Here is a 13,363-nt window from a genome sequence, read left to right as displayed (position 1 = left end):
GGTCCGAGCGACTCGGCCAACTCCACGGCTTGGTGCTTGAACTCATCGGTGTAGCTACGACGGGTGATACGGGACATAAGGGACCTCCAAGTGCGATCAAAGTATCGCTTCTTGGCGTCCGCTGACGGGGGGCCAGATCAATCCGCGCCATGGATGGCGCGGCTAAGCCCCCATGGGTGAGGGCGCTTCGCTTGCGAAGCATTGCTTCGCAAGCGCCCGAACGCCCAGCCGCCAGCGGCTGGGCCGGACTGGGGGTTCACGGCGTCCCCCGCGCACCCACCTCGCCCGGCCAAGCGCGGCTCGTGCTTTCGCGCTCCGCCACGAGGGGCTCAGCCGTTGGCCTTCGCCTTCGCTTCTCGCGCCGCCTGCTGCTCGACCAGGGTCAGTGCCACGTTGTCGCGCAGGTACGCCGGCTCGACCTTCTCCGGTGCGATCGCCTCGCCACGCGCGAACGCCGGCACGGCCAGTGCCAGCACGTCCGACGCCCGCGGCAATGCCGCAGCATCGAAACCGCGCAGGCCACTGCCCCACTGTGCCACCAGCGCGCCGTCGGCCGCGCCGAAACCGGTACCGACACCGTAGGCCGACATTCCTTCCGGCAACGTCACCCCGGAAGGGGCGCAGACGCGCTCGGCATCCTGCACGACCGGCAGGCCGTCCACGCGTTCGAAGCGCGCGACATAGAGTTCGCCCATCCGGGCATCGATTGCCGACAGGATCTGCGTTTCTTCCACCGGTGCCCGCAGCGCCAGCACCTGCAGCGTCGAAACCGGCAGCAGCGGGCGGTCCAATGCCAACGCGATGCCTTGGGCGATGGCGATCGCCAGGCGCACACCGGTGAACGCCCCCGGGCCGCGACTGAGCGCGATGCCATCGAGCTGGCGACGGCTGATGCCGGCTTCGGCCAGCAGCGCCTCGGCCCATGGCAGGCTCAGGTCGGCATGCCGGCGCGGGGCGATCTCGAAGCGTTCCAGCACCTGCCCATCGACATGCAGGGCAACGGAGCAGGCTTCGGTGGCAGTTTCAAAGGCGAGCAGTTTCATCAGATCAGGTCAGAACAGGGGGAACGTGGCACCGGGAGCCGGCTCCGGGCCCGGCGCAACAGCGGCCGGGTCAGCCGCATCATCAGCCACGGGCAGCCATTGTGGCGTAAAGAAGGCCTGCACATCGGCCAGGCTGCGGGTGCGGCGGAAGGGTGGTAGTGAATCCAGGAAGACCCGGCCATAGCCACGGTTGAGCAGGCGCGGATCGCACAGGACCAGCACGCCACGGTCGCTTTCGCTGCGGATCAGGCGACCGACACCCTGCTTCAGTGCGATCACCGCCTGCGGCAACTGTTCGTCGCGGAACGGATTGCCGCCCTGGCTGCGGATCGCCTCCAGCCGTGCCTCGTACACCGGATCGTCCGGTGCCGCGAACGGCAGCTTGTCGATCATCACCACACTCAGCGCTTCGCCGACCACGTCCACGCCCTCGCGGAAACTGGCCGAGCCCAGCAGCACGCCATTGCCCGATTCACGGAAGCGCTGCAGCAGCGTCGCGCGCGGTGCCTCACCCTGCACGAACAACGGCCATGGCCCGTCGCGCAGTGCTTCGGCCGCCTCGCGCAATGCACGGTGCGAGGCGAACAACAGGAATGCCCTGCCCTGCGATGCCTGCAGCACCGGCCGAAGGGTCTGGATCAGCGCGGTTCCGAAGCCCCGTGCAGTCGGATCAGGCAGGCCTTCCGGGAGGTAGCACAACGCCTGCTCGGGCCAGTTGAACGGACTCGGCTGGACCAGGGTATGCGGATCGTCCAGGCCCAGGCGCGTGGCGATGTGGTCGAATCCATTGCCCACGGTCAGCGTGGCCGAGGTGAAGATCCATGCCGCGCGGCTGCGCTCGCGATGCTCGCGCAGCGGGCCGGACACATCCATCGGCGTGCGCTGGCAGCGGAAACCCCGCGGCGTGAGTTCGTACCAGAGCACATCGGTGGCACTGGCGTGGTCCGCCGGATCGGCATCGAAATCGAGGGTGGGTTCATCATCGCCCAGCCAGCGCTGCAACCGCGACACCGCCTCGCGCGCCCGCGCATGGCAGGCGTCCAGACCCGCCGCCGATGCGCGCAGCGGTTGAAGTGCCTGCTCCAGCGCCACCAGGCCGGCCATCACCGTATCGAAACCGTCGCGGACCTGTGGCATGGCCAGCGCACGCCACTGCGTACCCCGCGGCGGGAGCCCCTCCATCGCCGAACGCAACGCCAGCAACGCCTGTTGCAACTGGTCGACCGGCTCCTGCAGCGCCGATTGTGCGCCCCCTACGCCGCGCGCTTCAGCCAGGCAGTCGCGACCCAGTTCCTGCCATGGGCGCATGCCGAAACCTTCGCCGAAGAACTGCGCTGCCAGTTCGGGCAGCTGGTGTGCCTCGTCGATGACAAAGGCCTGCGCCCCCGGCAGCAACTCGCCGAAGCCGTCCTGTTTCAGTGCCAGATCGGCCAGCAGCAGGTGGTGGTTGACCACCACCACGTCGGCGGCCTGCGCACGCTGCCGTGCGCGCACCACGAAGCAGTCGTCCCAGAATGGGCAATCGGTGCCCAGGCAATTGTCGACAGTGGAGGTGACCATCGGCAGCAGCGGCGAGTCATCGGCCAGGCCCTCCAGTTCGGCGATGTCACCGAACTCCGAGTGGCCGGACCACGCCAGGATGCGCTGGAACTGCGCGGCCTGTTCGGGACTGGAAAACCGCGGCTCGCCCCGCGCCTGCTGCAGTCGGTAGCGGCACAGGTAGTTCGCGCGCCCCTTCAGCAGCGCGCTGCGCAGGCCGACGCCCAGCGCCTGGCGCACGCGCGGCAGATCGCGGTGGTAGAGCTGGTCCTGCAGCGCGCGGGTACCGGTGGAGATGATGGTGCGCAGCCCGGACAGCAGCACCGGCACCAGATAAGCGAAGGTCTTGCCGGTGCCGGTACCGGCCTCGGCCAGCAGCAGGTCCCGCTGCTGCAGCGCGTCGGCAATGGCTGCGGTCAGGTGCAGCTGTGCCGGACGCGGGACGAAGGCATCCAGGTGCGAGGCGAGCGCGCCGCCTTCGCTGAGGGCTTCGCGGCTGGCATGGACAAGGTCGGACATCAGAGGGAAAGGATACCCGGCCGGGCGCTGCCCGGCACCCGTTTCAAGCCGGAGCGCAGGCAAAGGCAACAGCAACAGCGTGGTTCATGGCTCTGGGTTGCTGCGTGTTTGGCGGGGCGGGAGGGGCAGGCAGGACACGCCGTAAACCCGTCCATGGGGGCTCGATGGCGCCTTGCTCGTGTGCGCTGTCCTGCGCACACGGCAAGACCGGGGTTGGGCGTCCTGCCCAACCCGCCCGAGGCGTGCCTCGGGCCCATGGCGCCAACGGTCCTGCCTGCCCCTCCCGCCCCGCCTTCGACAGTTTCTCGGTGACGGATGGACGTGCTTCGTGGCGTCGCGCTTGCTCGACTGGATTCAGAAGCGGTGGGTCGAACGGAAACAAGAAGGGGTCGGAGCCGTTTTCCTGCGGAAAACGGATCCGACCCCACAACGAGTGCGCGCAGCGCGCGACCCGCTTTTGATTTTCTTTTTCTCTTCCGTGGCTGGCAGCACACGGAAACTGTCAGGGGCCGGGCGGGTGGGCTGCGCAGGGGCGTGAGCCGCATGGATGCGGCGACCGAGCTTACATGGACGTACTTGCAGCGTCCCCTGCGCAGCCCACCCGCCCGGCCCAATCACATGACCCGCATTTTGCGGCCAGCCACGAGGGGCTGCGCCGTTGGCTGGAAACTCAGTACCGCTTGATCCCCGGCACCGTGCAGCCTTCAATCTGCGCATGCGCCGACACCGCGTTCTCCTTCTCACCGCGCGCCAGCCGCGACTGCTCGATCGTCGCCCAGTGCCGGCGGCACAGCGGCCCGGTCTTCGAGCCCAGATCCACGGCCTTGCGCGCGAACGTCTCCGCCTGTGCCCACTGCCCCTGCAGCAGCGCCAGTTCGGCACGCTCCTGCAGCACCGCCGGGTCACCAGCCACGATCTCCAGCGCATGGTCCAGGCTGCTGGCGGCACCGGCGAGATCGTTGGCCTGGCGCTGCGCCTGTGCGGCCAGCCTCAGGTCTTCCACCTGCGAATCACGCAGCGGCTGCACCGACAGTTCCTTGTCGTCCGGACCCGCTGCAGCATCCACGGCCGCCAGGCGCTGCGCCGGCGTGGTGGTATCGACCGGCTTGACTACCGGCGGCGCGCTGCTCACGCAAGCGGCCAAGGACAGACTTAGGCCGGTCAGGGCCAGGGGCTGCAGCAGGGTTCGCATGTTCATCGGCATCATCGGCTCGGGGGAGGAGTGGTGGCGGCAGGTTCGGCGGGTGCTTCCGGCTTGCGGTCCAGGCCGAACCAGCTGCGCCAGCCACCGCCCTCGCCTTCAGCCTCGCCCTGCCCCTCGGGCGACGCGGCCGGCGCGCACGGCGCATAGGCAGGCGCATAGCCCACCACGAACGGGAAACGACGCGCGCCGGGGCAGCCTTCATCGGTGCTGTTGAGACCGGTGGGAGCCACCGGCTGCCAATCCAGGCCCTTGTTGCTGACCCGCAATGGCGCACTCGGCAGGCGTTGGAAGATGCCCGACCAGACCCGCATCGCGCCAGTGGCGCCATACAGGCCGGCCTGCTGGTTCTGATCGTTGCCGATCCAGATCACCGCCAGGTGGTCGCCGGTGTAGCCGGCATACCAGCTGTCACGGCCATCGTTGGTGGTGCCGGTCTTGCCGGCTGGCTGCAGACGGCCGAGGCCATCAGCATTGAGCCGCTGCGCGGTACCACTGGCGACGACCTGCTGCAGGCCGACACTGATCAGGTTGGCGGCAATCGAATCGCCTTCCTGTGCCGGTGCCGGGGTCTTGTCGTAGCGCTTGAGCAGCTTGCCCTGCGGATCGAGCACGCCACGCACGGCGTGCAGCGGCTGGATCTCACCCCCGGACGCGAGGAACTGGTACAGCTGCGCCATCGCATACGGGCTCTGGTCGGTCGAGCCGAGGATCACCGCCGGATTGGCCTCGGCCTTGATGCCGGCCAGCACATGGATCAGCTGGGTCACGCGCTCGGGGCCGACCTGCATGCCCAAGCGCACCGTCGCCTGGTTGTACGAATGCGCCAGCGCATCGATCAGGCGCACCGTGCCGTGGCTGCGGTTGTCGGCGTTGCCGGGGCTCCAGTTGCGGCCGCGGCCGAGCTGCACCGTCACCGGCGAATCATCGACCCAGCTGGCCAGCGAATAGCGGTCCGGCTGCGCCAGGGCCAGCAGGTACACGAACGGCTTGAGCAGCGAACCGACCGGGCGCTGCGCCTCGATCGCACGATTGAAGCCGACCTCGGACACCTCACGGCTGCCGATCACCGCCAGCACGTCGCCGTTGTGCACGTCGGTCAGCACCATGCCTGCCTGCAGTTCAGGGCGACGCTGGCTTTCCAGCGACTTGATGGTGCGGGTCACCGCGCCTTCGGCATAGGCCTGCGCGGACGGCGACATGCCGGTCATCACGCTCAGGCCCGCGCCCTGCAGCGCAGATTCCGGATAGTCATGCGCAAGCTGCCGGCGGACCAGGTCGACGTAGGCGGGGAAGCGGTTGGCTGCCACCAGGCCCGGTGTCTTGGGCACACCCAACGGAGCCTTCAGCGCGCGCTGGTACTCGGCATCGTCGATCAGCGTGGCCTCGTGCAGCTTGCCCAGCACGAAGTTGCGGCGATCCAGCGCACGTTCCGGGTTGCGCCGCGGGTCGTAGAAGGACGGCCCCTTGACCAGGCCGATCAGCAGGGCGATCTGCTCGGTCTCCAGCGACTGCAGGTCACGCCCGAACCAGAATTCGGCGCCGGAGGACATGCCATGGATCGCCTGGCTGCCGCGCTGGCCCAGGTACACCTGGTTGAGATACGCCTCGAAAATCGTGCGCTTGTCGTAGCGCGCCTCCATGATCAGCGCGTACAGCACCTCATTGAACTTGCGGGTGAGCGTCTGCTCCTTGCCGATGCCAAGCAGGCCGCTGCGGGCCAGCTGCTGGGTGAGCGTCGAGGCGCCCTGGCGGCTCTGGCCACCGGAACGGATCGTCACCCACACCGCGCGCGCGATGCCGGACAGGTCGATGCCGTGATGGCGGTTGAAGTCCTTGTCTTCCACTGCCTGCAGGCCGGTCACCAGCAGGTCCGGCGCCTCGTCCATGCGGATCAGGCGGCGTTCTTCCTGCTTCTGGCCGTACAGCGTGGCGATGCGCGCCGGATCCAGCCGCGCGGCCTTCAGTGCCTTGCGGCTGTCGGCATCGCGCAGCGAGGCCACGCCGCCATCGGCCAGCGACAGCTCCACCCGGCGCGGCGCCACCCGGCCATCGACATCGTTGTAGCCACGACTGGAGATCACAAAGCGACCGCCGTTCACCGCATAGGTGGCCGGCTCCTTGCCCTGGCCGTCATCACGATAGGCGGAGGCGGCCAGTTCGGTCTTCAGCGTGGACGCATCCATCGCCTTGCCGGGGGTGAGCACCAGCGGGCGCGCATACACGCGCGTCGGGATCTGCCAGCGCAGCTCGCCGAAACGCTGGGTCACCTGCTGGTTCAGGTACAGCGTATAGGGAATGAGGAAACCCAATCCCAATGCGACCGCAGCCATGCTCCAGGTGATCAGCCGGCGCCGCCACAGCGGACCGCTGTCCTGCGGGTCGTCGTCGAAATCGTCGATGTCGTCGGAATCGTAGCGTCGGGGCACGGGAATGCGAGAATGTAGGGTCTGGCGAGTCTACCCCAGCCACTGCGGCTGGCGAGTTCTCCCGGGTTCCCCTGCTTAAGCTGGAGTTGCAACCGGATGGCGATGTCCCTGGCCGAGATCCGATACCTGATCAACCGCCTGTCGGGCCTGGCCCGCCGGAGCCTGGCAAGCCTGCGCACCCGCGGGTGGCGGGCCACCTGGCAACGCATCCGCGTGCACACCCAGCGCGCCGTTCCCGCGCCGCGCACGCCGCTGTTCCTGCCGCCGGCACGGGCTTTCGCTCCCTTCACGGTGCCGTTCAGCGAGTCGCCGGAGGTAAGCATCGTCATCCCGGTCTACAACCACGTCGACCACACCCTGGCCTGCCTCCGCGCCCTGGCGGCACACCCGCCCGCAGCCGCGTGCGAGATCCTGGTGGTGGATGACGGCAGCAGCGACGCCACCGCGCAGTGGATGCCGCAGGTGGCGGGGTTGCGCTATGAGGTGCGTGCGCACAACGGCGGCTTCATCGAAGCCTGCAACGAGGGTGTATCGCGCGCACGCGGCCGCTACGTGGTGCTGCTCAACAACGATACGGTGCCGCAGCCGGGCTGGCTCGACGCCCTGCTGTACACCTTCGGCAGCGTCCCCGACGCCGGCCTGGTCGGCAGCCAGCTGCTGTATCCCGATGGCCGCCTGCAGGAATCGGGCGGAGTGATCTTCGCCGATGGCAGTGGCTGGAGCTATGGCCGCTTCGAGGCCGCTGACGACCCGCGCTTTGCCAGCCTGCGCGACGTCGACTATTGCTCCGGTGCGGCGCTGATGCTGCCGCGTGCCCTCTGGCAGCAGCTGGACGGCTTCGATACCCGCTACAAGCCAGCGTACTACGAGGACACCGACCTGGCCTTCCGCGTGCGTGCACAGGGCCTGCGCGTGCTGGTGCAGCCGGCCAGCCGGGTGATCCACGACGAGGGCACCAGCAACGGCACCGACACCGGCAGCGGGGTGAAGGCCTACCAGGTGCGCAACCAGGCCATCTTCGCCGCCCGCTGGGCCACCGAGCTGGCCCGCCATCCGGCGGTGGGCGAAGTGCCGTCGCCGGCGCTGCTGCTGCGTGGCCGACGCCAGGTGCTGATCCTGGACGAGGAAGTACCGCAGCCTGATCGCGATTCCGGGTCGCTGCGCCAGGTCAATCTGATCCGCCTGCTGCTGCAGGGCGGTGCCCACGTGGTATTCGTCCCGACCCGGCGCGAGCATGCCGGCGCGGCGACCGAGGCGCTGCAGCGGATGGGCGTGGAAGTCTGGTACGCCCCCTTCCTGGACGGTGTGGCCGGCTGGCTGCGCAGCCATGGGTCGCGTTTCGACGTGGCGATGCTGGTGCGCCACCACGTCGCCCACGAGTGCCTGCCCCTGCTCAAGCGCTATGCGCCGCAGGCACGAACCGTGTTCGACACGGTCGACCTGCACTACCTGCGCGAACGCCGCGGTGCCGAAGTGGCGGGTGATGCGGCTCTGCTGCGCGCAGCAGAACGCACCCGCAGCAGTGAATTGGCAGTGATGGAGCAGTGCGACATCACCGTGCTGGTGAGTGCGGCCGAACGGGAGCAGCTGCAGGCCGATGCGCCACGGGTGCGGGTGGAGCTGATCTCCAACCTGCACGAGGTTGCCGGCGCCGGCGCCGTCTACGAGCAACGACACGATCTGGTGTTTGTCGGTGGCTTCCGCCATCCGCCGAACCTGGACGGGATGGAGTGGTTCATCGGCGAGGTCTTCGCCCACATCCGCGCCCGGCTGCCGGAGGTACGCCTGCACTGCATCGGCGCCGCGGCGCCGGAATCGTTGCTGGCACTGGCCGCACGCCACCCCGGCGTGCAGATGCACGGCTTCGTCGAGGACATCACGCCCTACATGGACGGCGCGCGCATTGCCATCGCACCGCTGCGGTTCGGTGCCGGCGTGAAAGGCAAGATCAACCTGAGCATGGCCCATGGCCAGCCGGTGGTCGGTACCACCTGCGCCGTGGAGGGCATGCACCTGCATCCCGGCCAGGACGTGCTGGTGGCCGATGACGCTGCCGGTTTCGCCGATGCGGTGGTCCGCCTGTACCAGGACCCGCAGCTGTGGCAGCAATTGTCCGATGCCGGCCTGGCCAACGTTGCCGAACATTTCTCACTCGATGCCGCCCGTGCGACCGTGCAGCGGGTGTTCTTCGCCTAGTCCGCCCGTCCACCGGCGCGGCGCAGGCGATCTTCAAACGCCGGCAGTTCGGCCAGATCCGGCTGCAGCAACCGCGCCTGTTCGGCGGCATGCGCGGCGAAGGCGAGGTCACCGTTACCGAGCCGCTCGCTGCCGATCGCCAGCCAGCGCTGGGCCAACCGCAGCCGCGCCGAGGGCAGTCCGGCTGCGGTCGGTGACAGGGTCTGCCAGGCCTGCAGGCAGGCGCCTGCCGCCTGCACGCGGTTCTGCCGCAGATTGTCGTCGAAGCAGCGTCGGCTGGCGGGCAGCAAGCGTGCGGCGGCCGCCTTCACCCGCGCATCGCGGGGAGCCAGCGACTGGGCTTCGCGCAACGCGTCGAACGCGCTGTGCCCGGGTGGGCTGATCCACTGCCCCGCGCGCTCGGCACGTTCGATCTTCCGCAGGTGGTCGCGAAGCTGGCGTTCGCGCTGCGCCGTGCTGACCGCGGGCTGCTGCAGAGCCCGCTGCGCCTGCTGCGCGCGCTGCAGGCGCTGCGCCAGTTGTTGCCGGACTGCCTGCGAAGCCCCCAGCTCCGCCGCCAGGGCCGCATCACGTTGCGCCGCATCGAACTGGAAGTCGTCGGCGGACTTCTGGCTGCGTGCAACCACTGCCTGCAGGGTCTGCTCACGCCCGCGCTGCGCATTGGAATCATCGGCGGCCACCACCAGCACCGCCTGGAAACCCTGGGCCGCAGCTTCCAGCTGCTGCCGTCGCAACGCACGCTGCGCCTGCCGCAGGCGCCGGTCGGCCGCGCGCGCGAGGGCCTCCTCGCTCGCCGGCAGATCGGCATGACCGGCATCGAACTGACGGGCACGACGCAGGAGCGCGGCCGCCTCGGCCAACTCCCCTCGCTCTGCCAGCGTGCGTGCCTGCAGCAGCAGGTCGCTCAGCGCATCTTCGCGCCCTTCCAGCGCCGGCAGGTTGTCCGGCTGCAGGGCCAGGATGCGCTGGAACAAGGGCAACGCACTGCTGTCGCCGTCATCCAGGCGTCCGGCCGCGAACGCGTTACGCGCCTGCGCCAACAACGCACCAATACCGGCTCCGGCGCTGCGTCGCGCCTGCAACTGGCGGGCGACCGCATCGGCGTCGCCCTGCGGCACCTGCAGCTCACGGGCCAGTGCCAGGGCCTGCGCGCTGCCGTCCAGGTCATCCGCCTGCAGGCGATCGCGCGCCTGTTGCAGCGCTGCCGCGCCGGTATTGGCCAGGCCCTGGCGCGCCTGCGGGCGATCACCGTCCAGCGCCAGCGCCGCCTGGTAGCGCTCGCGCGCACCACTGCCATCGGCATCGCTCAGGCGCCCAGCCGCCAATGCACGATCCCCCTCGGCCAGCAGCTGTTCGATCTGCGGCTCATCCCAGAACCAGTCTGCCAACGGCTTGCGCAGCAGGACCAGCAGCACGAACACGGCCAGCGCTGCGAGCAGCGCCCAGCGCCAGATCCGGCGCGCATGGCGCGCCTGCAGCCACCACCAACGCCCCTCGCGACGGACACGGTCCAGCGCAGGATGTTCAGCGCCATGCGGGCGATGCGGGGGCTCGCGTTCCATGCGTGCAGGGTAGCCGGGGCAGCGTGAAGCTCAGCCGAGGCGACGCGCCTCGCTCACGCCCGGCAGCGCATCGAGCTTGCCCAGCAGCGTCGACAACTGCCCGTAGTCACTGACCTTCAGGCGCAGCCGCAGATGGGCACGGCCACTGTTGCGCACGTTGTCACTGTGGATGTCGAGCACGTAGGCGTCTTCCTGGGCGATCAGGTTGGTGATGTCCTTCAGCAGCCAGCGGCGATCGACCGCATCGACCACGACGTCCACCTCGTAGCCGCCTCCGGCCTGGCCCCATTCCACCGGCAGGATGCGCTGCGGGCTGCTGGCCGCCAGCCGGGCCAGCGCGGCGCAGTCTGCACGATGCACGGTGACACCCCGGCTTCGGGTCAGGTAGCCGACGATCGGCTCGCCGGCCACCGGCTGGCAGCAGCGTGCCAGCTGCACCAGCAGGTTGCCTACGCCCTGCACGGTGAACTTGGACTTGCCCAGGTTCTCGCGGCGCGCGGTCGGCCGCGGCAGGGCCGGTGCGGGTGCGGGCTGGCTGGCGGCACGCTCCGCCTCCAGCAGCGCACGGCTGACCTGGTTCGGGCCGGTATCGCCCAGCGCCACCTGGATGTACAGGTCATCGACGCTGTCGGCATGGAACTTCTTCGCCGCCACAGCCAGGTCCGCGTGCTGCAGGCCCAGCCGCTTCAGCTCGCGCTCGAGCAGCTCGCGACCGGCCTGCACGTTGCGCGCGCGATCCAGCTTGTGGAACCAGCTGCGCACCTTCTCGCGCGAGCGGTTGCTGGCCAGGAAGCCGTTGGCCGGCATCAGCCAGTCGCGGCGCGGATCGGCCTCCTTGCCGGTCAGGATCTCGACGCGGTCGCCGCTGCGCAGGCGGTAGGTCAGCGGCACGATGCGGCCGTTGACCTTGGCGCCGCGGCAGCGGTGGCCCACCATGGTGTGCACCTGGTAGGCGAAATCGAGCGGCGTGGCGCCCTGCGGCAGGTCCAGCACCTCGTCCTTCGGGCTCAGCGCATAGACCCGGTCCTCGGTCAGCTCGGCATCAAGCGCCCCGGCCAGTTCATTGCCCTGCCCGTCCTGCGCCTGTTCCAGCAGCTGGCGCATCCAGGTGATCTTGCGGTCGAAGGACTTCTCCGCGCCCTTGCCACCTTCCTTGTACTTCCAGTGCGCGGCCACGCCCAGCTCGGCCTGCGAGTGCATTTCATGGGTGCGGATCTGCACTTCGATGGTGCGACCTTCCGGGCCGACCACGGCGGTATGCAGCGAGCGATAGTCGTTGGCCTTCGGGCGTGCGATGTAATCATCGAACTCGCTCGGTACCGGTGCCCACAGCGCGTGCACCACGCCCAACGCGGCATAACAGGCGGCAACGTCGTCGACCATCACGCGCACCGCACGGATGTCATACAACTGGTCGAAGGCCAGCCGCTTCTTCTGCATCTTCCGCCAGATGCTGTAGATGTGCTTCGGGCGGCCGCTGACTTCGGCCTTGATGCCCTGGGCGACCAGCTCGCGCGACAGCACCTTCTTGACGTTCTCGACGTAACGCTCGCGGGCGATGCGGGTTTCATCCACCTCGCGGGCGATGCGGCGGTAGGTTTCCGGTTCCAGGTGGCGGAACGCCAGGTCCTCCAGCTCCCACTTCAGCTGCCAGATGCCCAGCCGGTTGGCCAGGGGCGCGTGGATGTCGCGGGTCAGCTGGGCCAGCGCGCGCCGCTGCTCCTCGTCCAGCTTGTCGGCCGCACGCATCCTCGCGAGCTGGCGCGCCAGCAGGATCGGCACCACGCGCAGGTCGCGGATGATCGCCAGCAGCAGCCGGCGCAGGCCCTCACTGTTGCGCCCCGCCTCACGGCCGGCATGCAGCGCCCACACCGGATCGGCCGCATCCTGGCCATCCAGCAGGCCGGTCACCGCCGCCTTGTGGTTGCCCAGCGGTAGCTGGTCCAGGCTGGCGCGCAGGCCCGGCAGGTCGAACAGCAATGCGGCCACCACCGCGCCTTCGTCGGCCGAGAGCATCGCCAGCGCATCGAGGGTATCGCCCAGCACCGACCAGCTGGCACGCATCTGGTGGTCGCAATCCGGCGCTTCCCAATGCTCACGCAGGGCCTGGCGCAGCGGAGCAGGCAGCACCGCTGCCGAGGGACGGTTCAACAAGGCATCCAGGCCGGGGACGGAAGCGCGGTTCACAGCATCGAGCAGGCAAGACAGAGGCCCCTACACTAGCGCCGGCGCCGTTCAGGGACAATCACTGCACCCACCATCACCCGGCATGAAGACATGCCGCTACACTCGCCCACACACCCAGGAGAGACCCGCCATGCCTTCGATTGCCCCGCGCGTCCGCCCACGGCTGCTGGCCTGTGCCGCCGTGCTGCTGTCCCTGTCCGCGCCTGCGCTGGCCCAGCGCGTGGTGGAGGGCGACCTGCAGCAGCAGATGTCGCCCTCCGAGTTCAAGGCCGCCGGGCTGGACAAACTCAGTGCTGGTGAACTGGCCACGCTCAACCGCTGGCTGCAGGGCAAGGTCGAGGCGGCCACCACCCAGGCCGTCGCCGCAGCGCGCGAAGAAGGCCGCCAGGAAGTGATCAAGAAGAACCGCGGCTTCCTGGACTTCGGCAGCAGCGAACCGATCGAAAGCAACCTGCAGGGTGAATTCCGTGGATTCGGCCAGGGCCGCCGCTACGTGCTGCAGAACGGCCAGGAGTGGGAGCAGATAGACGCCACGCACTATTCCGGTGGCCGCAAGGACGCCCCGCGCGTCAGCATGCGCCCAGGGGTGATGGGCGCCTGGTATATGAAGGTGGACGGGGTGAACGTGCAGCCGAAGGTTCGCCGCACCAAGTAACGTCCGGGCATTCCGGCCGTGCCGGCTCCCTG

At 69.0% G+C, this 13,363-nt stretch carries 8 protein-coding genes; 2 read left to right on the top strand and 6 right to left on the bottom strand.

From position 1 onward, the window contains the following. Nucleotides 1-329: 329 nt before the first annotated feature. The 4 genes from tsaB to mrcB form a co-directional block, all read right to left on the bottom strand. Nucleotides 330-1,043 (bottom strand): tRNA (adenosine(37)-N6)-threonylcarbamoyltransferase complex dimerization subunit type 1 TsaB, encoded by a 714-nt coding sequence (gene tsaB / locus AC5P5V_RS14635; protein WP_134969163.1) that lies wholly within the window; start codon nt 1,041-1,043, stop codon nt 330-332. A 9-nt stretch (nt 1,044-1,052) separates the two neighbouring features. Further along, on the bottom strand, nt 1,053-3,101 hold the full coding sequence (gene yoaA, locus AC5P5V_RS14630; protein WP_134969162.1) for a DNA repair helicase YoaA: 2,049 nt from the start codon (nt 3,099-3,101) through the stop codon (nt 1,053-1,055). A 670-nt stretch (nt 3,102-3,771) separates the two neighbouring features. Further along, entirely contained in the window at nt 3,772-4,308 is a 537-nt protein-coding gene (locus tag AC5P5V_RS14625) for a hypothetical protein (RefSeq protein ID WP_134969161.1), read from the bottom strand. After that, nucleotides 4,305-6,731 carry a penicillin-binding protein 1B gene (mrcB, locus tag AC5P5V_RS14620; RefSeq protein ID WP_072167685.1) on the bottom strand — a complete coding sequence of 809 codons (2,427 nt, stop codon included), beginning with the start codon at nt 6,729-6,731 and terminating at the stop codon, nt 4,305-4,307. Before mrcB ends, AC5P5V_RS14625 begins: the two co-directional genes overlap by 4 nt. 96 nt (nt 6,732-6,827) lie before the next feature. Between mrcB and AC5P5V_RS14615 the strand changes: the two genes are divergently transcribed. Beyond that, nucleotides 6,828-8,927 carry a glycosyltransferase gene (locus AC5P5V_RS14615; RefSeq protein ID WP_231352259.1) on the top strand — a complete coding sequence of 700 codons (2,100 nt, stop codon included), beginning with the start codon at nt 6,828-6,830 and terminating at the stop codon, nt 8,925-8,927. Here the strand turns inward: AC5P5V_RS14615 and AC5P5V_RS14610 are convergent. Together AC5P5V_RS14610 and AC5P5V_RS14605 are read right to left on the bottom strand one after the other, a co-directional pair. Continuing rightward, entirely contained in the window at nt 8,924-10,489 is a 1,566-nt protein-coding gene (locus AC5P5V_RS14610) for a hypothetical protein (protein ID WP_061480347.1), read from the bottom strand. The two genes, AC5P5V_RS14615 and AC5P5V_RS14610, sit on opposite strands and share 4 nt — an antisense overlap. A 30-nt stretch (nt 10,490-10,519) precedes the next feature. Then, a complete protein-coding gene (locus tag AC5P5V_RS14605; RefSeq protein WP_061480346.1) occupies nt 10,520-12,676 on the bottom strand; it encodes a RelA/SpoT family protein in 2,157 nt (718 codons plus the stop codon). 130 nt (nt 12,677-12,806) lie between these two features. On the opposite strand from AC5P5V_RS14605, the gene AC5P5V_RS14600 reads away from it, so the two are divergent. Then, a complete protein-coding gene (locus AC5P5V_RS14600) occupies nt 12,807-13,331 on the top strand; it encodes a hypothetical protein (protein ID WP_061480345.1) in 525 nt (174 codons plus the stop codon). The last annotated feature ends 32 nt before the right edge of the window (nt 13,332-13,363 follow it).

The organism is Stenotrophomonas sp. YJH_SMC_130, from assembly GCF_059369035.1.
Note: the sequence above shows the minus strand (reverse complement) of the source record. Positions and strands in the feature narration are given on the sequence as shown.

Coding starts and splice junctions, on each gene's coding strand:
- tsaB (WP_134969163.1), bottom strand. CDS start 1,043: ATGAAACTGCTCGCCTTTGAAACTGCCACCGAAGCCTGCTCCGTTGCC.
- yoaA (WP_134969162.1), bottom strand. CDS start 3,101: ATGTCCGACCTTGTCCATGCCAGCCGCGAAGCCCTCAGCGAAGGCGGC.
- AC5P5V_RS14625 (WP_134969161.1), bottom strand. CDS start 4,308: ATGATGCCGATGAACATGCGAACCCTGCTGCAGCCCCTGGCCCTGACC.
- AC5P5V_RS14615 (WP_231352259.1), top strand. CDS start 6,828: ATGGCGATGTCCCTGGCCGAGATCCGATACCTGATCAACCGCCTGTCG.
- AC5P5V_RS14610 (WP_061480347.1), bottom strand. CDS start 10,489: ATGGAACGCGAGCCCCCGCATCGCCCGCATGGCGCTGAACATCCTGCG.
- AC5P5V_RS14600 (WP_061480345.1), top strand. CDS start 12,807: ATGCCTTCGATTGCCCCGCGCGTCCGCCCACGGCTGCTGGCCTGTGCC.